This is a genomic window from uncultured Roseicyclus sp. (assembly GCF_937892565.1).
GTDB lineage: Bacteria > Pseudomonadota > Alphaproteobacteria > Rhodobacterales > Rhodobacteraceae > Roseicyclus.
The window spans coordinates 1-26,697 of record NZ_CALAHQ010000024.1; the positions used below are offsets into that span (position 1 = coordinate 1).

The following is a 26,697-nucleotide window of genomic DNA, read 5'->3' on the forward strand; positions in this document are numbered from 1 at the left end:
GGCTCCGCGCCAGCCCCCGTTGCCCAACCCGCCCAAATGGGCAAAACTCAAACCCGGGGTCTCGCTCACGCTGGATAAAAGTTGGGGGCAACGTCAAAAGTTCTGCGAGAAATACGGCAACTTGCCCGTGTCGCAGTTCTCACGGAAGCACGCCTCCGCCATTCTGGCCAAGCTCAGCGACACGCCAGAAGCGGCGAATACGTTGATGAAGCGGCTGCGCCTGCTTCTGAACTTCGCCGTGGATATCGGCATGATCCCTTCGAACCCGATGGCGGGGATGAAGGGCTACAAGTCCGACGGTGAGGGCTATCACGACTGGACGGAGGAAGAGATCGCGCAGTTCATGGCTCGTCACCCGCTGGGAACCAAGGCGCATCTGGCCCTGATGCTGATGCTCTGCACCGGCCAGCGCAAGTCTGATGCTGTCAGGATGGGGTGGGGCGATGTTGCCAACGGGATGATCCGGGTTCGTCAGCAGAAGACCGGGACCCCGCTGATGATCCCCATCCTCCCGACGCTGCAAGCAGCCTTGGCTGACCAACCCAAGGACGCGCCGAACTTCTTGCGGACGGAGTATGGTCGCCCTTACTCAGCGGCTGGCTTCGGAAACTGGATGCGGGATCGGTGCGACGAGGCGGGGCTGCCCAACTGCGCATCGCATGGTTTGCGCAAGGCTTGTGCCCGGCGTCTGGCCGAGGCGGGCTGCACCATTCACCAAATCAAGGCGATCACCGGCCACAAGACCGACGCAGAAGTGCATCGCTACACGGCGAAAGCCGATCAAGTTCGGCTCGCTCACAGCGCGTTCGAGAAGCTGCAAGACACCAAAAACAAGCTACAATCTGCCAACCGCCTCTGAACGGTCAGCAAACACGAGGAAAAACCCCATGCGTTCCAATATCTTGGCAGGAAAAGTGGCAGCCCGTAGGGGAGTCGAACCCCTCTTTTCAGGTTGAAAACCTGACGTCCTAACCGATAGACGAACGGGCCGTACTAGGCGTGTGGCGCTTCTAGGAAATGGCGCGGCGGGGTTCAAGCGGATTTTTCATCCTCTGGGGGTGAAAGTTGCGCGACCGTTTTGGTTGGCCCTGTCACGCGGCCCGATCATTTGGCCCATGCGGCATCTTCAAGCCGCAACTGAACACTTTGGCGCCCGTTCCAGCTATTGACCTCGAGCCGCCCCGCCACATGCAGCGCCCGCCCGCCATGTGCGTCAAAAGCCTGTTGCAGGCCCTTGGCTGCGGCATCGAAACAGATCGTGTCCAGATTTGTGGCCCCATCGCTGAGCGTCAGCTTCAGATGGCCCTGCCCAACGGGCTTTGCGTGGCGGATCCGCACCGAGGGGATCGCAAAACGCGGAGCAGGAGCCGAGGCGCCGAAAGGCCCGGCTTGATCAAGTTGTTCGATCAGCGCGACCGTGCAGGCAGCGGGCATCAAGATCGCGTCGATGCGCAAGTCACCCGGCCCCCGGTCGCCCGCGCCCTGTCTGGCCAAAAGCTCGGACAGGCGCGCCATGGCCGGTTGCAACTGTGCGCGGCTCAGGCTGAGGCCCGCGGCCATCTTGTGCCCGCCACCCTTTTCGATCAGGCCTTCTGCCGCCAGCCGCTGGATCGAGGCCCCCAGATCGACCCCGCTGACCGAGCGGGCCGATCCCTTGCCCTGGTCGCCCTCGAACCCGATCACCACGGCAGGGCGGTTTGTGGCCTCTTTCAGGCGCGCGGCGACGATGCCCACCACGCCGGGGTGCCAGCCGTCGTCGGCGGCCCAGACCAGCGGGGCATCCAACCCGCGCGCCTCGGCCTGCATCAAGGCCGCATCGCGCACACGGCCCTCGATCTCGCGGCGATCGGTGTTGAGCGTATCAAGCCGCCGGGCCAGTGCCTGTGCCTCGGCCGGATCGGTCGTGGCCAAAAGCCGCGCACCCAGATCCGCGGCACCGATCCGCCCGCCCGCATTGACGCGCGGGCCCAGCACATAGCCAAGGTGATGGCTTGTCGGCGCCCGGTCCAGCCGTGCCACATCGCTGAGCGCCACAAGCCCGGGGCGGGCGCGGCGCGCCATCACCTTCAGCCCCTGGCGCACAAAGGCGCGGTTCAGCCCGATCAGCGGCGCCACATCGGCCACGGTCGCCAGCGCCACCAGATCAAGCGCGGCGATCAGGTCGGGCCCTTGCCGCCCGGCGGCACGCAGGCGGCCGTTCAAAGCCACCAATGCCAGAAAGACCACCCCCCCCGCACACAGGTGCCCCAAGCCGCCGTCTTCGTCTTGTCGGTTGGGGTTCACCACCGCGACACATCGGGGCAGCTCGGCACCCGCCAGATGATGATCCAGAACGATCACATCCGCGCCCTTGGCCGCCGCGATCGGCCCATGCGACAGCGTTCCGCAATCGACACAGATGATCAGATCATGTTCCCGCGCCAGCGCCGTCATGGCGGCGTCGTTGGGGCCATAGCCCTCATCGATGCGGTCGGGGATATAGAGCGTCGCGGGGCGGCCCATGGCGCGCAGCCAATCGATCAGCAAGGCGGCCGATACGCCACCATCCACATCATAATCGGCGAAAATCGCGATCCGTTCGTGCCGCTCCAGCGCGCGCGATATCCGGTCCACGGCGCGGTCCATGTCCTTGAGGCTCAGCGGATCGGGCAAAAGATCGCGCAACGACGGCGCAAGAAAGGCCGCCACCGCATCGGGGGCGACACCGCGTTGCGCCAGTACCTGTGCCAAGGCAGGCGGCAGATCGGCACGCTGGATCAGCGCCTCGGCCAGACGGGCGGTTGGCGCATCCGGCCCAAGCCAGCGCCGCCCCGTCAGCGAGGTGGTAACGCCCAGAAACCCGGCACCATCATCCATATCTTGGGGCAATGACATGCGGGCACACTAAACGCGGCCCCCCTGAGTCGTCACCCTCATTTCACCGGGTTGCGATAGCTCATGCGTCGCACCGATCCGGTCTTGGACCGCATCAAGATCGTCTCGGCGGTCAAAAAGCCCGGCTCGCGCTTGATGCCCGCCAGTATCGACCCATCGGTCACCCCGGTCGCGGCAAAGATCACATCCTTGGTCACCATATCGTCGCGGGTGTAGACACGGTCCAGATTGGTGATCCCCGCTTTCTTCGCGCGGGCCTTTTCATCATCGTTGCGAAACAAGAGCCGCCCATAGATCTGACCGCCCATGCATTTGAGTGCGGCCGCCGCCAGCACCCCCTCGGGTGCGCCGCCCTGGCCCATATACATGTCGATCCCCGTGACCTGTGCATCGGCGCAATGGATCACGCCCGCCACATCGCCATCGGTGATCAGCCGGATCGCACAGCCCGTGCTGCGCAGCTCATCGATCATCGCCTGATGGCGGGGGCGTTCCAGCACGCACACGGTGATGTCGGTGGTCGAACAGCCCTTGGCGGCGGCCAGCGCGCTGACCCGTGCGGCGGGCGACATGTCAAGTGTCACCACACCGGTGCGAAACCCCGGACCGATGGCCAGCTTGTCCATGTAGACATCGGGCGCATGCAGCATCGATCCGCGCGGGCCCATGGCGATGACGGTCAGCGCATTGGGCATGTCCTTGGCGGTCAGCGTCGTGCCCTCCAGCGGATCAAGCGCGATATCCACCTCGGGGCCCTGGCCGCTGCCGACCTCTTCGCCGATATAAAGCATCGGCGCCTCGTCGCGCTCCCCTTCGCCGATCACCACCACGCCCTTGATGTCGAGCTTGTTGAGCTGGTCGCGCATCGCATTGACGGCGGCCTGATCGGCGGCCTTTTCATCGCCGCGCCCGATCAACCGGGCCGAGGCCAAGGCCGCGGCCTCGGACACGCGGGCAAGGCCCAGCGACAACATGCGGTCGTTGAAATCGGGGCGGTTGGCGCTCATGCGTGGGGTCCTGTCTTTGCGTCGCGGCTTGGCGCACCTAAGCTTTCCGGGCGGCAAAGGACAAGCCCAAGCGGGCGGCGTGCGGCGGGAAAGTTATGCGCCGCCCGGAAAATCGGCCGGGGCGTCATGCGGGCTAAAGCACAAAGGCGCGGGCGCGATCGGCGGACCAGTCGAGCCCAAGCCGATCGGCCAGCCCTTGCAGCGCGCCAAGACGACCTGCGCGCAGGTCTTCGTAATGGACCTCGGTCACCCGGCCCGCACAGCTTTGGCCAAGGGCGGCAAGCCGCGTTTCGTAGCCATCACAGAACCGGTGCCAGACTGCCGGGTCCTGCCCATGCTGGGCCATGAAGGACGTGCGCTGCAACGATGCGATCAGACCCGCGCGCTGCCGCCGCACGATCACCCAATGCGCCTGTGCAAAGGCTTCGGCAAAGACGGGCCAGAGCAAGGTCAGCTTGGCATCCTTGAAGCCCCAAGGCTGCTGGCCGTCATAGCCATCGTCCGTCAGCGCCCGGGCGATGGCACGCGGCAGCTGGGCAAAGACCGGCAGCCGCGCCGGATCGGGCAGATTGCGCACCCCCAGCGGATCGGCGCCCAGAAAGTCGCGCAGCAGCGGCTTCACGATGGTTTCGTGCAGGCGCCGGTTCTCGAAAAAGCCACGCGGGTTGGCCGGGCTTGCCGCGACCGTCTGGCCCAGCCAAAGCCCCGCCTCGGCCAAAAGCCCCGCTGTCATCGACGTTCCCGACCGCGGGATGCCGGTGACAAAGACCGGCCGGTCAAAGCAGCGTCCCGCCATCAGGGATGGGGCTTTGGGCCGGGCTGCGTGATGGGCGCGCGCCTTTTGCCACCAGCGGGCGATGGCGGGCGCGGACAGGTCTTTGATCGGAAGCGTGCGTGCTGTCGGGTACACGGTTTCAGCCCGCGGCGGCCGCCCCCAATACCAATGCGCCGTTGGGTTCATCAGCAGCATCGCGGGCACCGCGCAAACCCCCGCCACATGCAGCGCCGCGCCATCCACGCCGATGACCCCGCCCAAGCCCCGCACAAGGTCGAACACCCCGACCAGATCCGCGCGAAGCGCCACCCCCGGCAGCCGCACGCGGCGGTCGCGCGCCAGCTGCGTCGTCTCGGCCTGGGTGAGGTCGTGTTGCAGGGGCACGATCTCGCAGCTGTCCGGCAGACAGGCCAGAAACGGCTCCAGATCAAGCGCACGCTCGTCACGGCGGTTCTGGCCGCTTCCTGCCCGCCACAAAATGCCCAGCCGCGCCGGCCCGCGCTGCCAGGGCGCGAACAACGGGGCCGGGATACGCAGGCTGCCATGGCGCGCAAACGCCAGTTCCAGCGTGTCGGCCGAGCCGTTGACAATCATGGGATCGGCCGGTCCGCCCGGGCCAAAGTGACGGAACTCTGCTTCGGGAAAAGCCAGCGCCAGAAGCGGCTGATACCGTTTTTCGCCGGTGATCGTGAGCGCCATACCGGGGCCGCTCTGAGCGCGCAGATGGGCCAGATGCAGGCAAATGTCGCCCAGGCCCTGTTCCAGCCGCACCATGCGCAAGGGTTGCACCGCACGCGGCACATGCCGCATCTGCCGGGGTAAGCTCGCGAAGTTTCTGGCCGCAAAGCGCTGGCGGTAGTGACGGAGGCCCCAGCCGATCCGGCCCCGCCAAAGCAGCGTCAGCGCCGCCGTCAGGTGCCAATCAGCGATGACATCGGCCCCTACGCGGCCGCCGAGCCCATGGCGGTGGCGCGCCGCATCGGCCCAAAGCCCTTGCGCCATCAGGGCGCGGTAGCGCAAATCGGGATGCGCGGTGGCGTCGGTCTTGCGGTGCTGCTCGAGGGTTTCGGCCCGCGTGGCCTGACCGAATGCGCCCAGGGCGAAGAACAGGCCGGTTCGAAAGCCACGCTGTGGCGCGCTCAGCGCGCTGGGGATCGCCCGGTCAAGGGCGGCACGGCTGGCCGACAGCTGACCTGCATCAAACAGGCGGCGCGCCTCGTTCAGGGCGGTGATCGCCGCCTGGCTTTCCCCGGCGTGTCCCGCATGGCCCGCGTCGGGGCCCCTGTGCAGATCGGTCTTTTTCATGGCCGGCCTTTGGCACAAACGCGAACATCGCCATCAGCCCATGGGGGCCACAGATTTCCAATTCCTGCAAGCCGGCGGATCATGCCGCCCGATGGCTCAGACGTCTTCGATGCGAAGTGCCACGGGCGCGCCCATCACCACGCCCGTTCCGGGCAGCGCGGCCAGCGCGGTATCCAGGTTGGCACGGGCGGATTTATGGGTCACGATCAGCACCGGCGCGTTGTCGCCGGGGTGGTCGTATTGGCGCATCCGGTCGATCGAAATGCCCGCTTCGCCCAGAACCGTCGCGACCTTGGCCAAGGCCCCCGGCTTGTCGGCCAGTTCCATCCGCAGATAGTAGCACGCGGGGCTTGCGGCCGAGGCGGGCGGGGCGCTGTCGAGCGTATGTGCGGGTTGGCCAAACACCGCCACCCGGATGCCGCGCGCGATGTCGCAGACATCCGACATCACCGCGCTGGCGGTCGGGCCTTCGCCCGCGCCGGGACCGCGCAGCACGATCTGGCCCACGCTGTCGCCCTCGATCACCACCATGTTGGTGCCGCCTTCAAGCTGGCCCAAGGGCGAGGTGCTGGGCACCAGACAGGGCGACATCCGCGCCTCAAGACCCCGGCCGGTGCGCTGGGCCACGCCAAGAAGCTTGATCTTGTAGCCCATGTCACCCGCGCGGCGGATGTCTTCGATGGTGATCGACCCGATCCCCTCGAGGGCAACGGCATTGAAATCCACACGCGCGCCAAAGGCGATGGCCGCAAGCAGGGTCAGCTTGTGGGCCGCGTCGATGCCGCCGACATCCAGCTGCGGGTCGGCTTCCAGATAGCCCAGCCCATCGGCCTCGGCAAAGGCGTCATCATAGCTGAGCCCGGCGCTGTCCATCCGTGTCAGGATGTAGTTGCAGGTGCCGTTCATCACCCCCATCACCCGGCTGATCGCGTTTCCCGCCAGCCCTTCGGTCAGCGCCTTGATCACGGGAATGCCGCCTGCCACTGCCGCCTCGAACCTGAGCACGCGGCCCGCCGCCTCGGCGGTTTCGGCCAGCGATTGGCCGTGTATGGCCAGCATCGCCTTGTTTGCGGTCACCACATCCTTGCCTGCCGCGATCGCGGCCAGTGTCGCCGCCCGCGCCGGTCCATCGGCGCCGCCCATCAATTCGACAAACACATCCACATCCGGCCGCCGGGCCAGTGCCACGGGATCATCTTCCCAGGCGTAGGGCGACAGGTCTACGCCCCGATCCTTGCCCTTGGCGCGCGCAGAGACGGCCGTGATCTTGATCGGCCGCCCACAGCGTCGGGCCAAAAGCTCGGCTTGCCGTTCGACGATTTTCACAACGCCCACACCAACGGTGCCAAGCCCGGCAATGCCAAGGCGCAGGGGGTCAGACATGGTGTTCCTCCGGGGGTTGGTCAGCGGGGTCAGGCCGAGTGTTAGCCGCTTCGCCGTCCGGCTGCAACGCAGGCCCGCTCAGATCGTCATCTCGCGCAGCAGCGCCGCGCGCCGGCGCAGATCGGCTGCGCGTGCCGCAAGGTTCTGCCCCTCGATCTCGGCGCTTCGCGGGGTCATCGCGTCGCCTTGGGCAAGCAGAGGCCCCAGCGGCACAAGCAGCGGATAGGCCGGCCTGGGCGTCAGGGCGTCCGACACCCCGGGCAAGCCAGCGCATCCGCCAAGGCAGGTCAGACACATCAAAAAGACCAATCGGATCCACATGGGCCGAGCTAACCCACCGGCCCGGTCGCTGTCCAGCATGGTTGAATTGACAGCGCATTCAGATCATGATGCCGCCATGGCACGCACCCAAGGAAGCCACGCTGACATCACCCGGCCCCGCCTGCGCGAAACCGCCCTGCGGCTCTTTGCCCGTCATGGCTTTGCGGCCGTGTCGATGCGCCAGATCGCGGCCGAGGTTGGGGTGCAAGCGGGTGCGCTTTATCTTTACACGCCCGACAAGCAGGCGTTGTTGTTCGATCTGATGCGCGATCATCTTGAGCATCTCTTGGCCGATTGGGCGCCACCGCCAGCCTCGCCCGAGCAGCAGTTGGAAAGCTTTGTACGCCACCACATCCGCTATCATCTTGACCGACCCGATCTGGTCTTCATCGCCTATATGGAGCTTCGCAATCTTGAACCCGGCAATTTCGCCGTGATCGAGCGACTGCGCCGGGATTACGAAACCCGGCTCGAGTCAATCCTCAGGCACGGCAAGGCCGCGGGCGTTTTCGATATTGCCGACACGAAACTGACCACCATGGCGCTGATCGCGATGCTGACCGGCGTGACGACATGGTATCGCGAAGGCGGGCGTCTGGACCGTGAGACGGTGGAAACACTCTATTGGGAGATGGCGCGCAAATCCGTGGCGTCCCCCCCGCGCTAGGCAGAGGGGGGGGCAACGCACCCCGAAAGACGCCCTGTTTCAGGCCGATTGTGGGGTCACGCGTCGCGCACCCCTTGGAAAAGGCACCAGCCGCCCCTGATCCTCATCCCAGAGCTTGAGGGTAAACGACCGCAGCGCTTCTGCCCAGCCGATGGTCTGCACATCATAGCGCTGGCGCAGCGCGCGGTGGCAGGCGCGCAAGCGGTAGCTTGGGATATTGGCGTTGAAATGATGGATGTCGTGATAGGTGATATTGGCCACCGCCAGATCGAACCACCAGCCCAGATCTAGCGCCGACGACCCCTGCAGCGCGGCACGCGCGGGGTTCAGATCGGGTTTGCGATCCCACCATGTGTCTTCGAAATTATGCTGGAGATAGACAAGAAACACGCCGATGCAGGCCGCCACGAACACGGTCGCGCCATAGGTGATCAGCCCTGCCGCCCCCCCCAACACCCAGATCAGCGCACCCCAGACCACCAACCCGAGATTGTGCAAGATCACGCCACGCGGATCGACGCGGGCCGCGTTCTTGGGCCAGCGATACGCCAGCACATAGGTGAAAAGCCCGCCGATGGGGATCAAGATCAGCGGGTGGCGATAGAGCCTGTACCAAAGCCGCCGCCAGACACCGGCTGCTTGCCATTCGCGCAGCGTCATGGTGTGAATTTCGGTCGTGTCGCGCTCATCGAGATTGCCCAGATGGGAATGATGGTCGTTGTGGTTGGACTGCATCACCCGATAGGGCGTCAGCGTAAAGACCGACAGACCATGACCCGCCAGATCATTGCGTCGCTTGGTCGAAAACAGCGACCCATGCCCGCAATCGTGTTGCAGCACGTAAAGCCGCACGCCCGCAAAGGCATTCAGCACCACCAACGGGGCCACCAGCCAGCCATTCGGCCAAGACGCGACAGCCAGCCAGAGCGTCAGGACATAAACGGCGAATGTCGCGCCATAGCTGAGTGCCGCCAGCCGATCATCGCGGGCCGTCCAGCCGCGAACAAAGGCGCGGATTTCGCGTTCAGCCTCGGCGCGGTATTGGGGCGTGATTTCAGGGCGAAGGGATGGTGCGGGTTGCATCATTGCACACTCGAAAAAACCTTCCTGGCGAGGCAAGACCTGACCAACAAAGGCAAACCCCCGCGGTCACCACGAATTTATGTCGTGATCGCGGGGGCTTCAAGATCGTTGCGCACGAAACGGCCCCGTTTCGCAAAAGATGTCGTGGCTCAGAGGCCGGGATAGATCGGGAAGCGATGGCACAGCGCCTCGACCTCGGCGCGGACCTGTGCCTCGATTGCGCTGTTGCCTGCTTCACCATTGGCGGCCAGCCCATCGACCACCCGGCCGATCCAGTCGCCGATCTGGCGGAACTCGGGCGCCCCAAAGCCACGCGTCGTGCCCGCCGGGCTGCCCAGACGGATGCCGCTGGTGATCGTGGGCTTTTCGGTGTCAAACGGGATGCCGTTCTTGTTGCAGGTGATGTGCGCGCGCCCCAGCGCCTGTTCGGTGGCGTTGCCCTTGACGCCCTTGGGCCGCAGATCGACCAGCATCAGATGCGTGTCGGTGCCGCCGGTGACGATATCAAGCCCGCCCTTCATCAACTGATCGGCCAGCGCCTGGGCGTTGGCGATCACCTGGGTCTGATAGTCCTTGAATTCGGGGCGCAGCGCCTCGCCAAAGGCCACGGCCTTGGCGGCGATCACATGCATCAGGGGGCCGCCCTGAATGCCGGGGAAGATGGCCGAGTTCACCTTTTTCGCGATGCCCTCGTCATCGGTCAGGATCATGCCGCCACGGGGCCCGCGCAGCGTCTTGTGCGTGGTTGTGGTCGCGACATGGGCATGTGGGAAGGGCGAGGGGTAATGCCCCGAGGCCACAAGCCCCGCGAAATGCGCCATGTCGACCAGAAGATAGGCGCCCACGCTGTCGGCAATTTCGCGCATTTTCGCGAAATCGATGATGCGCGGAATGGCCGACCCGCCTGCGATCAGCATCTTGGGCTGATGCGCGATGGCCAGCTCTGCGATCTGGTCATAATCGATCTGAAGATCGTGTTGGCGCACGCCGTATTGAATGGCGTTGAACCATTTGCCCGACTGGTTGGGCTTGGCTCCGTGCGTCAGGTGACCGCCGGCGTCAAGGCTCATGCCAAGGATGGTGTCACCCGGCTGCAAAAGCGCGGTAAACACGCCCTGATTGGCCTGTGAGCCGGAATTGGGCTGGACGTTGGCAAAGCCCACACCGAACAAGGCTTTGGCCCGTTCGATGGCCAGATCTTCGGCAATATCGACAAACTGGCAGCCGCCGTAATAGCGCCGACCCGGATAGCCCTCGGCGTATTTGTTGGTCATCACCGAGCCCTGCGCCTCCATCACGGCGGCAGAAACGATGTTTTCCGAAGCGATCAGTTCGATCTCATGGCGCTGGCGGCCAAGCTCCTGACGGATCGCGCCGAAAATCTCGGGGTCGCGGGTTTCCAGCGTTTCGGTGAAAAAGCCGGTGTCGCGGTGGGGGGCGTTCATGGCAGCGTCTCCCTTCATGAGGCTGTAGGCGGTGTGATTTAGCCTGACCTTTACGGGATGGAAGGGGGTGGGGAAAGGGCCCAAAGCGTCACGATGCCCGCGGAAAGCGGCGCAAGCGGTGCGCAAGATGGATTGAGTTTCCGCGCCACCCGCGCAAGGGTGGCCAGAGGCCCCCAGCCAAGGAAAGACCAAAGACATGCCCGCGGCGCGCACCATCGCCTTTCTCGCCTCTGACACGCCCATGTCGCAAGACGCCAAGGCGCGGCTCGAGGCGCGCTATGGCGCCCATGCGCCGGAGGATGCCGATGTCATCGTGGCGCTGGGCGGGGATGGGTTCATGCTGGCCACCTTGCACGCCACCCAGGCGCTTGAGGTGCCCGTATACGGCATGAACCGCGGCACTGTCGGCTTCTTGATGAATGCCTATGACGAGGACGCGCTGGTCGCCCGGCTTGAGGCGGCCGAGGTGGCGGCGATCAATCCGCTGCACATGACCGCCACCACGACCGCGGGCGACGTGGTCGAGGCGCTGGCCATCAACGAGGTCAGCTTGCTGCGGGCGGGCCCACAGGCTGCCAAGCTGCGTATCCTTGTCGATGGGCGGCTGCGGATGGAGGAATTGGTCTGCGATGGCGCGCTGGTGTGCACGCCCGCCGGATCGACTGCCTACAACTATTCCGCCCATGGACCGATCCTGCCCATCGAGGCGGATGTGCTCGCCTTGACCGCGGTGGCGGCGTTTCGCCCAAGGCGCTGGCGCGGCGCGCTTTTGCCCAAACATGCGGTGGTGCGCTTTGACGTGATCGATCCTGGCAAGCGGCCGGTCATGGCCGATGCCGACAGCCGGTCTGTCGCCAATGTCGTGTCGGTGGAAATCCGCTCGCACCCCGAAATCACGCATCATATCCTGTTCGATCCCGGTCACGGGCTGGAAGAGCGGCTGCTGCGCGAACAATTCACCTGAACCGCACGCGGCGTTGCGCCGCGTTCAGAGTCGCGCGCAAAAAATGTTTAACGTTAAACGAGTTTTCCAGCGGAGGGCGCCATGAGCGACGACAGACAAGACGGATTGCGCACCGCCGCCTTGGCCTATCATGAATTTCCCAAGCCCGGAAAACTGGAAATCCGGGCCACCAAACCTTTGGCCAATGGCCGCGATCTGGCGCGCGCCTATACCCCCGGCGTGGCCGAGGCTTGCCTTGAAATCAAGGCCGATCCGGCCAATGCCGCCCGCTACACGACGCGTGGAAACCTTGTTGCCGTCGTCACCAATGGCTCCGCCGTGCTGGGTCTTGGCAACATCGGCGCGCTGGCATCCAAGCCGGTGATGGAGGGCAAGGCGGTCTTGTTCAAGACCTTTGCCAATATCGATTGCTTCGACATCGAATTGAACGAAGCCGACCCGGTGAAACTGGCCGATATTGTCTGTGCGCTGGAACCCACCTTTGGTGCGATCAACCTCGAAGACATCAAGGCGCCGGATTGTTTTATCGTTGAACAAATCTGTCGCGAGCGGATGAACATTCCCGTGTTCCACGACGATCAGCATGGCACCGCCATCGTCGTGGGAGCGGCCGCCAGCAATGCGCTGTTGGTGGCGGGCAAGCGGTTCGAAGATATCAAGATCGTGTCCACCGGCGGCGGCGCCGCGGGGATCGCGTGTCTCAACATGCTGGTGAAACTGGGGGTGCGGCGCGAAAACATCTGGCTGTGCGACATTCACGGGCTGGTCCATGAGGGCCGCGAGATCGACATGAACCCGCAAAAGGCGGCCTATGCGCAGGCAAGCGACCTGCGCACGCTGTCCGATGTGATCGACGGGGCCGATCTGTTCCTTGGCCTGTCGGGCGCTGGCGTTCTGACGCCCCAGATGGTGGCGCGCATGGCACCGCGCCCGATCGTTTTCGCCTTGGCCAACCCCACCCCCGAGATCTTGCCCGATGCGGTTCGTTCGGTCGCGCCCGATGCGATCATCGCCACGGGGCGTAGCGATTTTCCCAATCAGGTCAACAATGTGCTGTGTTTTCCCTTCATCTTTCGCGGCGCGCTTGATGTCGGCGCGACCGAGATCAATGACGCGATGAAAATCGCCTGCATCGAAGGTATCGCGGCCTTGGCGCGCGCCACCACCAGCGCCGAAGCCGCGGCGGCCTATGCGGGCGAACAGTTGACCTTTGGCGCCGATTACCTGATCCCCAAGCCCTTTGACCGCCGCCTGATCGCGGTGGTGGCCAGCGCCGTGGCCGAGGCCGCGATGGCCTCGGGTGTGGCGACGCGGCCCCTCGATGATCTTGATGCCTATCGCGAGCGTCTGAACCAATCGGTGTTCCGCTCGGCGATGATCATGCGGCCGGTGTTCGACGCCGCCCGCTCCGCCGAGCGCCGCATCGTCTTTGCCGAGGGCGAGGATGAGCGCGTGTTGCGCGCCGCCCAGGCGATGGTCGAAGAAACCACCGACAAGCCGATCCTGATCGGTCGCCCCGACGTGATCGATACCCGCATCGCACGCGCGGGGCTGACATTGCGCGCGGGGCGCGATTTCGATCTGGTGAACCCCGAAAATGACCCGCGCTACCGCGATTACTGGCAAACCTATCATGCCCTCATGGCGCGGCGCGGTGTGACGCCCGATCTGGCGCGCGCGATCATGCGCACCAACACCACCGCCATCGGCGCGGTCATGGTCCACCGCGGCGAGGCTGACTCCCTGATCTGCGGCACGTTTGGGCAATATCTCTGGCATCTCAAATACATCACCGAGGTGCTGGCAAGCGATGGTTTGCATCCCGTCGGCGCGCTCAGCCTGATGATCTCGGATGCGGGGCCGTTGTTTATCGCGGATACGCAAGTGCACCCCGAACCAACGCCCGATCAGATCGCCGACACCGTGCGCGGTTGCGCGCGCCATGTCCGCCGCTTTGGCATCGTTCCCAAGGTGGCGCTGTGTTCGGGCAGCCAGTTCGGCAATCTTGACACCGACAGCGGGCGGCGCATGCGCGCGGCACTTGATATCCTTGATCAAGATGGCGCCGATTTCATCTATGAGGGTGAAATGCATGTCGACACCGCGCTTGACGCGGAATTGCGCGAACGGCTTTTGCCCGGCAGCCGGATGGAGGGGGCAGCCAATGCGCTGGTCTTTGCCTCGACCGATGCGGCGGGTGCGGCGCGCAACATGCTCAAAGCGCGCGCTGGCGGGCTGGAGGTCGGGCCGATCCTGATGGGGATGGGCAACCGCGCCCATATCGTGACGCCCTCGATCACGGCGCGCGGGCTTTTGAACATCTCGGCCCTGGCCGGAACCCCGGTCAGCACCTACGGGTGACGGGCAAGCCCCTTGGTTGGGCCTTGCCCGCGCCCCATCTAGCCGTTAGCGCCCCCATGCGGCACTATCGACGAATTGCGCCAGCCCCCTGCGCGACGATACAAAGTTGCGCAAAGATACGGAGGGACAACCCATGGGATACACCGAGATTTATGAACGCGCCAAGCGCGACCCCGACGGGTTCTGGATGGAGGCCGCCGAGGGCATCGATTGGGTCACGCAACCCTCCAAGGCGCTCTTTGCCGATCATGCCCCGCTCTATGAATGGTTCGCCGATGGCACGCTCAACGCGTGCTGGAATGCGGTCGACCGCCATGTGGCCGCAGGCCATGGCGATCGGCTGGCGATCATCCATGACAGCCCGCTGACCGGGTCCACCCACAAGATCACCTATGCCGAGTTGCAAAAGCGCGTGGCAAGCCTTGCCGGGGCGCTCAAGGCCAAGGGCATCGAAAAGGGCGACCGCGTCATCATCTACATGCCGATGGTCCCCGAGGCGCTCGAGGCGATGCTGGCCTGTGCGCGGCTGGGGGCGGTTCATTCCGTGGTGTTTGGCGGTTTCGCGGCCAATGAGCTGGCTGTGCGGATCGATGATTGCACGCCCAAATGCATCATCGCGGCCAGCTGCGGGATAGAGCCGGGGCGCGTGGTGCATTACAAGCCGCTTGTGGACGGCGCGCTTGCCATCGCCAGCCACAAACCTGATTTCTGCGTCATCTTTCAGCGCGAACAGGAAGTGGCCAAGCTGGAACCGGGCCGCGATCATGACTGGCACGGCTTTCAATACGGGGTGGAACCGGCCGATTGCGTGCCGGTCGCGGGCAATCACCCGGCCTATATCCTTTACACCTCCGGCACGACGGGCCAGCCCAAGGGCGTGATCCGTCATACGGGCGGTCATCTGGTCGCGCTCAACTGGTCGATGCGCAATCTCTATGACATGAACCCCGGCGAGGTCTTCTGGGCCGCGTCGGATGTGGGCTGGGTCGTGGGCCACAGCTATATCTGCTACGGGCCGCTCACCTTTGGCTGCACCACCATTCTCTTCGAAGGCAAGCCCGTGGGCACGCCGGATGCCGGCACGTTCTGGCGGGTGATCCAGGATCACAAGGTCAAATGCCTGTTCACCGCCCCCACCGCCTTTCGCGCGATCAAGCGCGACGATCCTTTGGGCGAATTGGTGGGCGATTACGATCTGTCGGGTTTTGAAAGCCTGTTTCTGGCCGGCGAACGCGCCGACCCCGACACCGTCGAATGGGCGCAAGACAAGCTGGGCGTGCCGGTGATCGACCATTGGTGGCAGACCGAAACGGGCTGGCCCATCGCGGGCAATCCGCTCGGGATCGAAAGGCTGGCCATCAAGATCGGCAGCCCTTCGGTGCCGATGCCCGGCTATGATGTGCGGGTTCTCGATGAGGCGGGCCACCCAGTGGCCCCCGGCCAGCTTGGCGCCATCGCCATCAAGCTGCCCTTGCCGCCCGGCACCTTGCCCAATCTGTGGCAAGCCGAGGCACGGTTCCGCAAATCCTATCTCGATCATTTCCCGGGCTACTACGAAACCGGCGATGCGGGCATGATCGATGCCGATGGGTATCTCTACATCATGGCGCGCACCGATGATGTGATCAATGTGGCGGGCCATCGCCTGTCGACCGGCGCGATGGAAGAGGTTCTGGCCTCGCACCCGGATGTGGCCGAATGTGCGGTGATCGGCGTGGCAGACAGCCTCAAGGGGCAAGTGCCGCTGGGGCTTTTGTGCCTGAACAAGGGTGCCAGGATCACGCCCGAGCAGGTGGTGAAAGACTGTGTCAGGCTGGTGCGCGACCGCATCGGCCCGGTGGCAGCCTTCAAGCTGGCGGTGGTGGTCGACCGCCTGCCCAAGACGCGGTCGGGCAAGATCTTGCGCGCCACCATGGTCAAGATCGCCGATGGTGAGGCCTTCAAGATGCCCGCCACCATCGATGACCCCGCCATTTTGGACGAAATCCGGGCCGCGCTGGCGCCGCTGGGCTACCCCGCGAAAGGATGATAAACCCTTGCCATCGCCCCGCCTTTGGCGCGGGCGGTGGCAGCTTGCGGGCGGGTGGTGCGGTAATCGGGAGTGCGGGTATGGCCAAGCGTGATGGCGTCAAGCCGGATGAACCAGCCGGTGATGGAACGGGCGGTGTGTCCGACACGCTGCAACTGTTCAGCCATGATATCCGCTCGGCCATGTCGGATGTGATCGGCGGTTTGCGCCTTGTCGACCCGGACCGGCTTGACCCCGAAGCGCGCTTGCAGATCGAACGCGTGCGGGCCGCGGCCGAAACGCTGGCAGGGCTTGTGGATGGTGCCTTGACGGCGGCGGCGGGTGATCGGCTGTTTTTTCACGAAGACCGCTATCTGCGTCTGGAGCATTGGCTGCCTGCGTTAAGCGGGCGTTGGTCGGGGCGTGCCCGTGCGGGGGGTGGGCATTTCGCGCTTCACTGCGGGGCTGATCTTCCGGCGGGGGTGCTGATGTCACAACTTGTGCTGGATCGCATCATCGGCAATCTGATCTCGAACGCGCTGATCCATGCCCCCGGCGCGCCGGTCAGCCTGTCACTGTCGGGGGCGCCGGGGCAGGGGCTGACCCTTCTGGTGCGCGATGGTGGGCCGGGTTTTGCGCAAGACATGCTCGACCGGGTTGCCGGTGGCACGGATGCGGGGCCGACGGGGCCCACCGCCGGGGCCGGGCTTGGGCTGCGGATTGCGGCGGGTTTGTCGCGCGACATCGGCGGCAGCTTGCAGCTTGGCAACCATGCAGGGGGCGGCGCGGCGCGGCTCTATCTGCCCGAAGCCTTGCTGGATCGCGATGGCAGCGCGTCCGCCGCTGATCTCTTGCCCGATCTGGCGGGCTTGCGCATTCTGGTAGCCGAGGACAATCTGACCAACCAGACCATCTTGCGCCAGTTGCTGGGCCGCATGGGCGCGCAGGCGGCTTTTGTCGCCGATGGTGTCGCGGCGCTGGATCTGATCGGGCAGCAAGATTTCGACATCGCGCTGATCGACATCGAGATGCCGCGCCTGTCAGGGCTTGAGGTGATGCGCGCCGTGCGGGCGCGTGGCGATGCGGCGGGGCGCATGCCCATGGTCGCCCTGACCGCCTATGTGCTGCGCGACAACCGCGAAGCGATCTATGCCGCGGGTGCGGATGGCATCATTGGCAAGCCGATCTCCTCGGGCGCCGATTTCGGCCTGGCGATCTTGCGCTATGCCGGGCGGCCATCGGGTCTGCCCGAGCCCGAGGATGTCTTGGCAGCCGGGCTTGGTGCGGCGGGATTTGGCCGCAGGCTTGACCGCAAGCGGTTCGATGCCTTGCTGGCCGTCGCCGGGCCCGAGGGCGCGCGTGAATTGTTGCAGCGTCTGCACGAAGATCTGGGTGCGGTGCGTGCCACGCTTGATGCGGCGGTGGCCACTGGCGACATTCCCGAAATCCGCGCCCAGACCCATATTCTGATCGCGCTGTCGGGCGCTGTCGGGGCCGAACGGCTGCACCAATTGGCCGAGGTTCTCAATATCGCGGCCAAGCGGCGGCGCAGCGGCGATCTCGGCGCGCTTTATGCACCCTGCCGCGCCGATCTGGGCGCGCTGATCGATCTGGTCATGGCCGAGGCGGCAAAGGCGGGCGTGCGGTTCGAGCCCTGACGTGGTGCGCGGCCTTGCGCTGGGCGGCCGGGCGGCACAAACTGTGCGCAAAGGCCCAATCTCTGGAGCAACCCCATGTCGCTGATCGATGCCGCCGCCGCCGTGCGCCTGAATGCTCATGCACCCTATTCCGGGTTCAAGGTTGGGGCGGCCATCTTGTCGCAAGAGGGCCGCGTGCATCTGGGCTGCAATGTGGAAAATGTCGCCTATCCCCAAGGCACCTGTGCCGAAGCGGGCGCCATCGCCGCGATGATCGCAGCCGGCGACCGGCGCATCGCTGCGGTCGCGGTGATCGCGGATTGCCCCGCCCCCGTGCCCCCCTGTGGCGGCTGCCGCCAGAAGCTGTCCGAGTTTGCCGCCCCTGAGGTGGTCGTGACGATGGCCACCACGGCGGGTGCGCTCTTGTCGATGACGGTGGCCGAATTGCTGCCGGGCGCCTTTGACGCGGGCTTCATGGTCCATGCCGAAAAGGGGGCGCTGTGACCGACGCAAGATCCATCCTCGCACGGTTGCGCGATGGAGAAACGCTGAGCGAGGCCGAACTGTTCTGGTTCGCCGAAGGCTTGGCCACGGGCGCTGTCACGGATGCTCAGGCGGGCGCCTTTGCCATGGCGGTCTGTGCGCGTGGGCTGGGGCCGAGGGGCCGGGTGCAACTGACCGCGGCCATGCGCGAATCGGGGCGCGTGCTGCGCTGGGACCTTGACGGGCCGGTGCTTGACAAGCATTCCACCGGCGGGGTCGGCGATTGCGTGTCGCTGGTGCTGGCGCCCGCATTGGCGGCTTGCGGGGCCTTTGTGCCGATGATCTCGGGGCGGGGTCTGGGCCATACGGGCGGCACGCTCGACAAGCTCGAAGCCATTCCCGGCTATCGCACCCAGATCGGCATCGACGAATTGCAGGAGATGGTGGCCGATATCGGCTGTGCCATCGTCGGGGCCTCGGGCGATATCGCGCCGGCCGACAAGCGGCTTTATGCGGTGCGTGATGTGACGGGCACCGTCGAAAGCATAGATCTGATCACCGCCTCGATCTTGTCCAAGAAGCTGGCCGCCGGGCTTGAGGCGCTGGTGCTCGATGTCAAGCTGGGCTCGGGCGCCTTCATGGCCACCCCGACCGAAGCCCTGGCGCTGGCGCAAGCTTTGGTCGACACGGCGCAGGGTGCGGGTTGCATGACAACGGCCCTGATCACCGACATGAGCCAGCCCCTGGTGCCATCGGCGGGCAACGCGCTTGAGGTGATCGAAGTGATGGAGGTCTTGACCTCGGGTGATCTGACACCGCCCTTGGCCAAGCTCGCGCAGGCATTGGGCGGCGAAGTGCTGGCGCTGGGCGGTCTGGCGGCCGATGCCGCCGATGGGGAAAGACGCATTGCGCAGGCGCTGACCACCGGTGAGGCGGCCGACAGTTTTGGGGAAATGGTGGCAGCCCTGGGCGGGCCACATGATTTCATCGAGCGCTGGCGCGACCGGCTGCCCGCCGCGCGCGTCATGGTCGATGTCTATCCCGCCGATGCGGGGTTCGTGGGCCGGATCGACACCCGCGCCCTGGGCGAGGCGGTGGTGCGTCTGGGCGGGGGGCGCTTGCGCCAGACCGACAAGCTGGATCTGGCCGTGGGGCTGAGCGATATCGCGCCCTTGGGCGAACGGGCCGACCCCGCCCGCCCCTTGGCCCGCATCCATGCCGCCAGCGACGAGGCCGCGCGCGCCATCGCGGCACAGGTCCGGCGTGCCTTTGTGCTGACCGATACGCCGCCCGTTCTGCCGCCGCTGATCCATGAAAGGATCGCCTGATGGCCCGCGGCTTTCTGGTGGTTCTCGACAGTCTGGGCATTGGCGGCGCGCCCGACGCGGGCGGTTTTTTCAACGGCGATCTGCCCGATACCGGGGCCAATACGCTGGGCCATATTGCGGCGGAATGCGCCGCGGGCCGGGCCGATCACGGTCGCGCGGGGCTCTTGCGGCTGCCGCATCTGGATGGTCTGGGTCTTGGGGCGGCGTTGCGGCTGGCCTCGGGGGCGCGGGGTGCGGGCATCGATGCCGATCCCTTGGGCCTTTGGGGCGCGGCCCAACCGGTGTCGAAGGGCAAGGATACGCCGTCGGGGCATTGGGAACTGGCGGGCCTGCCCGTGCCATGGGACTGGGGGTATTTCCCCAAGACCATCCCCTGTTTCCCCCAAGATGTCGTGGCCGAGGTGATGCGCCTTGCGGGCACACAGGGGATATTGGGCAATGAACATGCCAGCGGCACCGAGATCATCGAACGCCTTGGCGCCCGACATCAAGAAACCGGGTGGCCGATCTGTTACACGTCGGTCGACAGCGTGTTCCAGATTGCCGCCCATGAAGGGACATTCGGCCTTGATCGGCTTTTGGCGCTGTGCGCGGGTCTTGCCCCCATGCTGCATGCCCGCCGCATCGGACGGGTGATCGCGCGCCCCTTTTCCGGCGACCCCGGCCAGTACCGCCGCACCGCCAACCGCCGCGATTATGCCATCGCGCCGCCGGGGCCGACGCTTCTGGATTGGGCGCAGGACGCGGGCCGCGCGACCTTTGGCATCGGCAAGATCGGTGACATCTTTGCCGGGCGGGGGGTCGATCACAGCCTGACGGGGCCCGATGCGCTGTTGCTTGACCATCTGGCCGCCTGCGTGGCCAATGCCCCCGAGGGCAGCCTGACCGTCGCCAATTTCGTGGAATTCGACAGCCTTTATGGCCACCGCCGCGATGCTGCCGGCTATGCGCGCCATCTGGAATGGTTTGATGCCGGGATCGGGCCGATCCTTGCGGCGCTGCGGCCCGATGATCTGATGATCCTGACCGCCGATCATGGCAATGATCCGACATGGCCCGGCACCGATCACACCCGCGAACGCGTTCCGGTGCTTGCCAAGGGCCCTTATGCCGGGCAGATCGGCATCTGCGCCTTTGCCGATGTGGGCGCATCGCTGGCCGCGCATCTGGGCATCGCCATGGCCGGGCCGGGCAAGAGTTTTCTGGTGAGGGATGATGGGCTCTGAACTGATCTATTTCGTCATGACGCTGGTTGCGGTCACGCTGTCGGTGCGCTTTGTCGGGCCGCTGATCGGGCGGCCGCGCACGCCGTGGCGGGGGTCGATCTTGTTTGGGGTCATCATTGCCGCCATCGGCTGGCTGATCGGAGCATAGGGTGAAAGACAGTCCCAAGATCGAATTGCATCTGCACCTCGAAGGGGGCGCACCGCCTGCCTTGATCCGCGGCATGGCGCGCGAGAAATCGGTCGATCTGTCCGGGATCTTTCGGCCCGATGGCGGCTATGCCTATCGCGATTTCTGGCATTTCCTGTCGGTCTATGAGGCCGCGACCAGCGTGTTGCAAACCCCCGAGGATTACGCCCGCCTGACCACTGCGGTGCTGGAGGAAAGTGCCGCCAATGGCGTGGTCTATTGCGAAACCTTTCTCTCGCCCGATTTCTGTGGCGGTGGCGATATCGGGGCATGGCGCGAATATCTGACGGCAATCCGCGAAGCGGCCGACGCGGTGGAGCGCGCGCATGCCATCACCTTGCGCGGGATCATCACCTGCATCCGGCATTTCGGCCCCGAGCGCGCCCGCCCGATTGCGCGCTGCGCCGCCGATACCGCTGGCGACTGGCTGGTGGGGTTCGGCATGGCCGGCGATGAGCTGAAAGGCCAGCCGGGCGATTTTCGCTGGGCCTTTGATTGCGCGCGTGAGGCGGGATTGCGCATCACCGTGCATGCGGGCGAATGGGGGGGCGCCGCATCGGTGCGCGCGGCGCTTGATCAGCTTGCGCCCGAACGCATCGGCCATGGGGTTCAGGCGATCGAAGACCCCGCGCTGGTCGATCGGCTGGCCGAGGATGGCATCGTTCTGGAATGTTGCCCCGGATCGAACGTGGTCTTGGGTGTGTTCAAGGATTGGCCCAGCCACCCCATCGAACGGCTGCGCGCGCGCGGCGTCAAGGTGACGGTGTCCACCGACGATCCGCCGTTTTTCGGCATCACCATGGCGTCGGATTATGAAAATCTGACCCGTCATTTCGGCTGGGACGACGCGATCTTTGCCGATGTGAACCGCACGGCGCTGGACGCGGCCTTTTGCGATCCAGCCACCAAAAAGATCATCGCCAAACGACTGGGAGAGACCCAAGCATGACCGCGCATCTGACCATCGTCCAACACCCGCTGGTGCAGCACAAGCTGACGCTGATGCGCGAGGCCGATACCTCGACCAAATCCTTTCGCCAGCTTCTGCGCGAAATCAGCCTGCTGCTGGCCTATGAGATCACGCGTGAGATGCCGATGACCACCAAGCGCATCGAAACCCCGCTATGCGAGATGGACGCCCCCACGATCGAGGGCAAGAAACTGGCGCTGGTGTCGATCTTGCGGGCGGGCAACGGCTTGCTCGATGGTATTCTGGAACTGATCCCCAATGCGCGGGTGGGTTTCATCGGGCTCTACCGTGACCCCGAGACGTTGCAGCCGGTGCAGTATTATTTCAAGGTTCCCGATGCGCTGCATGACCGGCTGACCATCGTGGTCGATCCGATGCTGGCCACCGGCAATTCTTCGGTGGCCGCGATTGACCTGTTGAAAAAGGCGGGCGCCAACAACATCCGCTTCCTGTGCCTTCTGGCCGCCCCCGAGGGCGTGGCCCGCATGCAGGCCGCCCATCCCGACGTGCCCATCGTCACGGCCGCGCTTGACAGCCATCTCAACGATCATGGCTACATCGTTCCGGGATTGGGCGATGCCGGGGATCGCATGTTCGGAACGAAATAACCCAGGCAGGCCCGTCGCCGCAAACCGCCGGGCGCGGGTGTGGTGTCAGCGCGCGCAGATATCTTGCAAGCTGACCCAATCGGCATCGCTGATCAGGGTGGCGGCTTCGGACACATCCGCGGGGGCCTCAGCCCTCAAGGCAAGCCCTGCAGGGTCCGAGGCATCTTGCAGCGCCGCATAGGGTTGCGCCGAAATGCCCGCCGCCGCAAAGCGCGCGATCAGCGCGGCCTGGGGTGCGGGCGCGGTTTCGGCTGACAGCAGCTTTACGGCATGGGCCCGCAAGGTGGCGCTGTCGATCTGGCCTGTGGTCAACAGCCGCAAGGTCACCCCCAGCCCCGCCTCGGACAACAGCCGCAGCACCGGGTCGGTTTCGGTGCGCCGTGCGGCTTCGGCCAGGAGAAACCCTGCCAGCACTTCGGGGGTGTCGTGATCTTCAACCAGCCCGGCATCGACCACGATGATCCCACCGGGAAGCGACAGCGTGTCGGGAATGGACGCAGGCAGAATGGCAACCCGCGGTGCGGTTTCGCCCAATGCGCGCCGCGCCAGCCGCGTCAAGGCCGCCGACCCGCGCGGCGCGGTGCAGATGGGGCCTGCCAGGCGGCCGATTTCCTGCAAAAGCTGGGTTCCGATCGCCTCTCGGCTGGCGGCAGGCAACAGCGACACGGTCTGACGGATCAGCGCATCGGGCATCCACAACAGGGCCAGCGCCAGCATCCCCGCCCCAAGGCTTGCGCCGATCCAGAGCCTGAGCCGCCCCGGATGCGGACGCCGCCGCTCGATCGAGATGCGCAGTTTTTCGATCGCCTCGACCATGAGGGCATCGTCGATTTCCAGCTCTTCGTCGGTCTGTGGACTTGGGGCATAGATCGCGGGGTGTTTGCCCGGGTTCAGCCGGATCAGCGCGGGAAGCGACCAATGCGTGCGCACCACCTCGGCCGGGGTGGCGATGACCAGCGTTGCCTTGCCCAGCGACACGAGAACCTCGGATCGCTGGGCATCAGGCCCTTCGCGCCAGAGACCCGTGGCCTCCAGTCGGCTATATTGCTCAAGCGCTGTCATGCGGCCGCACTGCTCGGTCCCTTTTGAGCGCCACCATAGACCGCGGGCGGTAACATCTCAACGACCCATGCGGGTCACAAACCCGCCGCGACCTTGCGCAATTCGAATTTCTGGATCTTGCCGGTCGAGGTCTTGGGCAAATCGCAAAACACCACCCGCTTGGGCGTCTTGAAGCCCGCCAGACGTTGCCGCACAAAACCGATGATCTCGTCCTCGGTGGCACTGGTGCCGTCCTTGAGTTCCACAAAGGCACAAGGCACTTCGCCCCATGTGGTATCGGGTTTGGCCACCACCGCCGCCAGAAGCACGGCGGGATGGTGCATCAACACGCCCTCCACCTCGACCGAACTGACATTTTCCCCGCCCGAGATGATGATGTCCTTGGCGCGGTCGGCGATCTGCACATAGCTGTCGGGATGCTGGCGCGCGATGTCGCCGGAATGGAAATACCCACCCGAAAAGGCCTCCTGGGTGGCAGAGGGGTTCTTGTAATACCCTTTCATCACGGAATTGCCGCGCATCATGATCTCGCCCAGGGCCACGCCATCCATGGGGATCTGCGCCATGCTGTCGGGATCCATCACGGTGATATGGTCCATGTTGGGCATCGGCACGCCTTGGCGCGCCTTGACGGCGGCGCGCCCATCCCCTGACAGCGCGCCCCAGTCGTCATCCTTGAAGGTGCATTCGGTCGCAGGCCCATAGGTTTCGGTCAGGCCATAGACCTGCGTGACGTTGAAACCCATGGTCTCGATCGCGGCCAGGGTCGCGGGGGCAGGGGGGGCGCCGGCGGTAAAGACCTCGACCGTGTGGGGGAAATCGCGCCGATCGGCGGGCTTGGCATTGACCAGCATGTTGAGCAAGATGGGTGCGCCGCCAAAATGGGTGACGCCCTCGTCGGCGATGGCGTCATAGATGGCTTTCGCGGTGATGTCGCGGCAACACACGGTCGTGCCGCCCACGGCGGGCATGGTCCAGACATGGCACCAGTTGTTGCAGTGAAACAGCGGCACGATGGTCAGATATCTGGGATAAAGCGTCATCCGCCACGAAATCGGCGTGCCCATGGTGATGAGGTAGGCCCCGCGGTGGTGATAGACCACGCCCTTGGGCCGCCCCGTGGTGCCCGAGGTGTAATTCAGCGCAAGGCTTTCCCATTCATCGACCGGCATGATCCAGTCGAAGCCCGGATCGCCTTCGGCCAAAAGCGCCTCATAGGTCAGATGCCGCCCCGAGGCGGTGTAGCCCGCTGCCGCATCCGCCACCTCGACGATCAGCGGGGCGGGCCCGTCTTGCGCCTTGATCGCTGCTTCGACCACGCCCAGAAACTGCGTGTCGACCAGCACCACCCTGGCCTCGCCATGGTCAAGAATGTAGGAAATCGTGCCGATGTCGAGCCGGATGTTGATCGAGTTCAACACAGCGCCACAGGCGGGCACGCCCCAATGCGCCTCGACATGGGGGGCGGTGTTGGGCAGGATGGCGGCCACCACATCGCCGGGCATCACCCCGCGCCCGGCCAGGGCTGAGGCCAGCCGCGTCACGCGGGCATGCAATTGCCCATAGCTGGCACGAACCCCCCGGTCGATCAGCGCCGTGCGATGCGTGAAAATGCGGTTGGCCCGGATCAGATGGCTGAGCGGGCTGAGCGCCACGTAATTGGCCGCGCGCTTGTCCAGCCCGGCCTCATCCTTCATCCATCCCATCCGACACCCCCGATCTTGCGCAAGAATATGAGCCATCACATGGGGCACCGCGCAAGAAAAGGAAAGGGGCCGCGGCAGCGCTTGCCACGCCTTTTCCCGCCGCCCGCGCGCGGGTAGGGTCGCCCGAGTAGCGCGCGCGGGAGGGATGCGATGATCGAGATTGAGGGGCCTTTGCGGGTCCAGGCCGATGTGCATCGGGCAACGGCCGCGCCGGGCGATCCGGCCCCCTATGCGGGCGAGGACAGCTTTACCTTTTTGCGGTTGCGCATCACGGATGCCGATGGCGTCACCGGCGACGGCTTTACCGGCCGTTTCTGCGTGGCCGAGGTGGCCCATCTGCTCAATGGCGCCGTGGCCCAGGCGCTGGCCCGTCCCGGACCCTTGCCGGATCTGGCGCGCCAATTGAACCCGCGCGCGATGACAGGTGTCGTGGTCTCGGCGCTGTCGGCGCTGGATGTGGCGCTGTGGGATCTGGCGGGCAAGCGGGCGGGCGAAACCGTGGCGGCGATGTTGGGCGCAACGCGGCCCGCCGCGCCCGTGCATGTGACGTGCGGCTTTCCCGCGTTGGAGATCGACGCGCTGATCCGGGCCTGTGCCGATGAGGTCGTGAATGGCGCGCAAGGGGTCAAGGTGCTGGTCGCGGCCAAGGGGCGCGGCGTGGCCGAGGATCTGGTCCGCCTGCGTGCCGTGCGTGCCGCCATCGGCCCCAGGGCTGAGCTGATCGCTGATGCCAATTGCGGTTGGGATCTCGACAGCGCGATGGATTTTGTGCGCGGGGCCGCAGCGCTGGATCTGGCCTGGTTGGAGGAACCGGTGAAAGCCAATGACCGCCACGCGCTGGCCGCACTGTCACAGATGGCCCCCATGCCGCTTGGGGCGGGCCAGATGGAGCAATCCGCCGACCGCTTCGATCTGTTGGCCGAGGCGGGGGTGAGCGTGATCCAGCCCAACGCCGTTTTTGCGGGTGGCATCGGGGCTGCGGTCAGCGCAGCGCGCGCCGCGCTTCAGGCGGGCTGCACGGTGTCGCCCGCGGGTGGCTGGGATCTGGTCAACCTGCACTGGATGTGCGGGGCGCTGGGGGCGGGTGCGGTCGAATTGCACCGGGCACAGGCCCGTATCGTGCGGCTTTTGACCCAAACCCCCCCGCAGATGGCGGGGGGAATGCTGCGGGTGCCTGATGCGCCGGGCCTGGGGCTTTCGCCCGACGAGGGCGCGCTTGCCGCGTGCCGGGCGGGGTAGCGTTTTCCTGTCGGAAAACGCACCGAAAAACCCGGGTTTTTCGGGTGGGAAAACTCGA

At 65.4% G+C, this 26,697-nt stretch carries 21 protein-coding genes and 1 tRNA gene; 13 read left to right on the forward strand and 9 right to left on the reverse strand.

Translation table 11 applies throughout. The features are described 5' to 3' along the window. Positions 1-859 (forward strand): tyrosine-type recombinase/integrase (locus Q0094_RS03565; RefSeq protein WP_297615323.1); only part of this gene is annotated, 859 nt, incomplete at its 5' end. A 56-nt stretch (positions 860-915) separates the two neighbouring features. Here Q0094_RS03565 and Q0094_RS03570 read toward each other — a convergent pair. The 5 genes from Q0094_RS03570 to Q0094_RS03590 form a co-directional block, all read right to left on the reverse strand. After that, a tRNA-Glu gene (locus Q0094_RS03570) sits at positions 916-990 on the reverse strand. A 114-nt stretch (positions 991-1,104) separates the two neighbouring features. Continuing rightward, a complete protein-coding gene (gene recJ / locus Q0094_RS03575) occupies positions 1,105-2,856 on the reverse strand; it encodes a single-stranded-DNA-specific exonuclease RecJ (RefSeq protein WP_297615325.1) in 1,752 nt (583 codons plus the stop codon). A gap of 56 nt (positions 2,857-2,912) precedes the next feature. Further along, positions 2,913-3,881 (reverse strand): class II fructose-bisphosphatase, encoded by a 969-nt coding sequence (glpX, locus tag Q0094_RS03580; RefSeq protein ID WP_297615327.1) that lies wholly within the window; start codon positions 3,879-3,881, stop codon positions 2,913-2,915. Between the two features lie 133 nt (positions 3,882-4,014). After that, a complete protein-coding gene (locus Q0094_RS03585) occupies positions 4,015-5,961 on the reverse strand; it encodes a sulfotransferase (protein ID WP_297615329.1) in 1,947 nt (648 codons plus the stop codon). A gap of 96 nt (positions 5,962-6,057) precedes the next feature. Beyond that, positions 6,058-7,344, reverse strand: coding sequence for a homoserine dehydrogenase (locus Q0094_RS03590; protein ID WP_297615331.1), 1,287 nt, complete (start codon positions 7,342-7,344; stop codon positions 6,058-6,060). A gap of 397 nt (positions 7,345-7,741) precedes the next feature. Between Q0094_RS03590 and Q0094_RS03595 the strand changes: the two genes are divergently transcribed. After that, the gene (locus Q0094_RS03595) at positions 7,742-8,332 is read left to right on the forward strand and encodes a TetR/AcrR family transcriptional regulator (RefSeq protein ID WP_297615333.1); all 591 of its coding nucleotides are present in this window, start codon (positions 7,742-7,744) and stop codon (positions 8,330-8,332) included. A gap of 39 nt (positions 8,333-8,371) precedes the next feature. On the opposite strand, the gene Q0094_RS03600 is transcribed toward Q0094_RS03595, so the two are convergent. Then, positions 8,372-9,415 (reverse strand): fatty acid desaturase, encoded by a 1,044-nt coding sequence (locus Q0094_RS03600; protein WP_297615335.1) that lies wholly within the window; start codon positions 9,413-9,415, stop codon positions 8,372-8,374. A gap of 149 nt (positions 9,416-9,564) precedes the next feature. Further along, the gene (gene glyA, locus Q0094_RS03605; RefSeq protein WP_297615337.1) at positions 9,565-10,860 is read right to left on the reverse strand and encodes a serine hydroxymethyltransferase; all 1,296 of its coding nucleotides are present in this window, start codon (positions 10,858-10,860) and stop codon (positions 9,565-9,567) included. A gap of 196 nt (positions 10,861-11,056) precedes the next feature. On the opposite strand from glyA, the gene Q0094_RS03610 reads away from it, so the two are divergent. The 10 genes from Q0094_RS03610 (at position 11,057) to upp (ending at position 22,632) form a co-directional block, all read left to right on the forward strand. Then, positions 11,057-11,824 (forward strand): NAD kinase, encoded by a 768-nt coding sequence (locus tag Q0094_RS03610; RefSeq protein WP_297615339.1) that lies wholly within the window; start codon positions 11,057-11,059, stop codon positions 11,822-11,824. A gap of 81 nt (positions 11,825-11,905) precedes the next feature. Then, a complete protein-coding gene (locus Q0094_RS03615) occupies positions 11,906-14,185 on the forward strand; it encodes an NADP-dependent malic enzyme (protein ID WP_297615341.1) in 2,280 nt (759 codons plus the stop codon). 133 nt (positions 14,186-14,318) lie between these two features. Beyond that, the gene (locus Q0094_RS03620) at positions 14,319-16,214 is read left to right on the forward strand and encodes a propionyl-CoA synthetase (RefSeq protein ID WP_297615343.1); all 1,896 of its coding nucleotides are present in this window, start codon (positions 14,319-14,321) and stop codon (positions 16,212-16,214) included. Between the two features lie 80 nt (positions 16,215-16,294). Then, positions 16,295-17,851 carry a response regulator gene (locus Q0094_RS03625; RefSeq protein WP_297615345.1) on the forward strand — a complete coding sequence of 519 codons (1,557 nt, stop codon included), beginning with the start codon at positions 16,295-16,297 and terminating at the stop codon, positions 17,849-17,851. A 75-nt stretch (positions 17,852-17,926) separates the two neighbouring features. Beyond that, entirely contained in the window at positions 17,927-18,334 is a 408-nt protein-coding gene (locus Q0094_RS03630) for a cytidine deaminase (RefSeq protein ID WP_297615347.1), read from the forward strand. Then, complete coding sequence (locus Q0094_RS03635) at positions 18,331-19,641, forward strand: thymidine phosphorylase (RefSeq protein WP_297615349.1); 1,311 nt, start codon at positions 18,331-18,333, stop codon at positions 19,639-19,641. Before Q0094_RS03630 ends, Q0094_RS03635 begins: the two co-directional genes overlap by 4 nt. Then, positions 19,641-20,867: a phosphopentomutase gene (locus Q0094_RS03640; RefSeq protein ID WP_297615351.1), complete on the forward strand. Its 1,227-nt coding sequence runs from the start codon at positions 19,641-19,643 to the stop codon at positions 20,865-20,867. Before Q0094_RS03635 ends, Q0094_RS03640 begins: the two co-directional genes overlap by 1 nt. After that, positions 20,857-21,015: a hypothetical protein gene (locus tag Q0094_RS03645; RefSeq protein ID WP_297615353.1), complete on the forward strand. Its 159-nt coding sequence runs from the start codon at positions 20,857-20,859 to the stop codon at positions 21,013-21,015. The genes Q0094_RS03640 and Q0094_RS03645 overlap by 11 nt, the downstream gene beginning before the upstream one ends. Before the next feature lies 1 nt (position 21,016). Continuing rightward, positions 21,017-22,003: an adenosine deaminase gene (locus tag Q0094_RS03650; RefSeq protein WP_297615355.1), complete on the forward strand. Its 987-nt coding sequence runs from the start codon at positions 21,017-21,019 to the stop codon at positions 22,001-22,003. Beyond that, on the forward strand, positions 22,000-22,632 hold the full coding sequence (gene upp, locus Q0094_RS03655) for a uracil phosphoribosyltransferase (protein ID WP_297615358.1): 633 nt from the start codon (positions 22,000-22,002) through the stop codon (positions 22,630-22,632). Before Q0094_RS03650 ends, upp begins: the two co-directional genes overlap by 4 nt. A gap of 45 nt (positions 22,633-22,677) precedes the next feature. On the opposite strand, the gene Q0094_RS03660 is transcribed toward upp, so the two are convergent. Continuing rightward, positions 22,678-23,694 carry a hypothetical protein gene (locus tag Q0094_RS03660; RefSeq protein ID WP_297615360.1) on the reverse strand — a complete coding sequence of 339 codons (1,017 nt, stop codon included), beginning with the start codon at positions 23,692-23,694 and terminating at the stop codon, positions 22,678-22,680. 74 nt (positions 23,695-23,768) lie between these two features. Next, on the reverse strand, positions 23,769-25,400 hold the full coding sequence (locus Q0094_RS03665) for an AMP-binding protein (protein WP_297615363.1): 1,632 nt from the start codon (positions 25,398-25,400) through the stop codon (positions 23,769-23,771). 150 nt (positions 25,401-25,550) lie between these two features. Between Q0094_RS03665 and Q0094_RS03670 the strand changes: the two genes are divergently transcribed. After that, the gene (locus tag Q0094_RS03670) at positions 25,551-26,639 is read left to right on the forward strand and encodes an enolase C-terminal domain-like protein (protein WP_297615365.1); all 1,089 of its coding nucleotides are present in this window, start codon (positions 25,551-25,553) and stop codon (positions 26,637-26,639) included. The last annotated feature ends 58 nt before the right edge of the window (positions 26,640-26,697 follow it).

Bases quoted from the DNA above. Each gene is read 5' to 3' on its own strand.
- recJ (WP_297615325.1), bottom strand. From the start codon at position 2,856: ATGGATGATGGTGCCGGGTTTCTGGGCGTTACCACCTCGCTGACGGGG.
- glpX (WP_297615327.1), bottom strand. From the start codon at position 3,881: ATGAGCGCCAACCGCCCCGATTTCAACGACCGCATGTTGTCGCTGGGC.
- Q0094_RS03585 (WP_297615329.1), bottom strand. From the start codon at position 5,961: ATGAAAAAGACCGATCTGCACAGGGGCCCCGACGCGGGCCATGCGGGA.
- Q0094_RS03590 (WP_297615331.1), bottom strand. From the start codon at position 7,344: ATGTCTGACCCCCTGCGCCTTGGCATTGCCGGGCTTGGCACCGTTGGT.
- Q0094_RS03595 (WP_297615333.1), top strand. From the start codon at position 7,742: ATGGCACGCACCCAAGGAAGCCACGCTGACATCACCCGGCCCCGCCTG.
- Q0094_RS03600 (WP_297615335.1), bottom strand. From the start codon at position 9,415: ATGCAACCCGCACCATCCCTTCGCCCTGAAATCACGCCCCAATACCGC.
- glyA (WP_297615337.1), bottom strand. From the start codon at position 10,860: ATGAACGCCCCCCACCGCGACACCGGCTTTTTCACCGAAACGCTGGAA.
- Q0094_RS03610 (WP_297615339.1), top strand. From the start codon at position 11,057: ATGCCCGCGGCGCGCACCATCGCCTTTCTCGCCTCTGACACGCCCATG.
- Q0094_RS03615 (WP_297615341.1), top strand. From the start codon at position 11,906: ATGAGCGACGACAGACAAGACGGATTGCGCACCGCCGCCTTGGCCTAT.
- Q0094_RS03620 (WP_297615343.1), top strand. From the start codon at position 14,319: ATGGGATACACCGAGATTTATGAACGCGCCAAGCGCGACCCCGACGGG.
- Q0094_RS03625 (WP_297615345.1), top strand. From the start codon at position 16,295: ATGGCCAAGCGTGATGGCGTCAAGCCGGATGAACCAGCCGGTGATGGA.
- Q0094_RS03630 (WP_297615347.1), top strand. From the start codon at position 17,927: ATGTCGCTGATCGATGCCGCCGCCGCCGTGCGCCTGAATGCTCATGCA.
- Q0094_RS03640 (WP_297615351.1), top strand. From the start codon at position 19,641: ATGGCCCGCGGCTTTCTGGTGGTTCTCGACAGTCTGGGCATTGGCGGC.
- Q0094_RS03645 (WP_297615353.1), top strand. From the start codon at position 20,857: ATGGGCTCTGAACTGATCTATTTCGTCATGACGCTGGTTGCGGTCACG.
- upp (WP_297615358.1), top strand. From the start codon at position 22,000: ATGACCGCGCATCTGACCATCGTCCAACACCCGCTGGTGCAGCACAAG.
- Q0094_RS03660 (WP_297615360.1), bottom strand. From the start codon at position 23,694: ATGACAGCGCTTGAGCAATATAGCCGACTGGAGGCCACGGGTCTCTGG.
- Q0094_RS03665 (WP_297615363.1), bottom strand. From the start codon at position 25,400: ATGGGATGGATGAAGGATGAGGCCGGGCTGGACAAGCGCGCGGCCAAT.
- Q0094_RS03670 (WP_297615365.1), top strand. From the start codon at position 25,551: ATGATCGAGATTGAGGGGCCTTTGCGGGTCCAGGCCGATGTGCATCGG.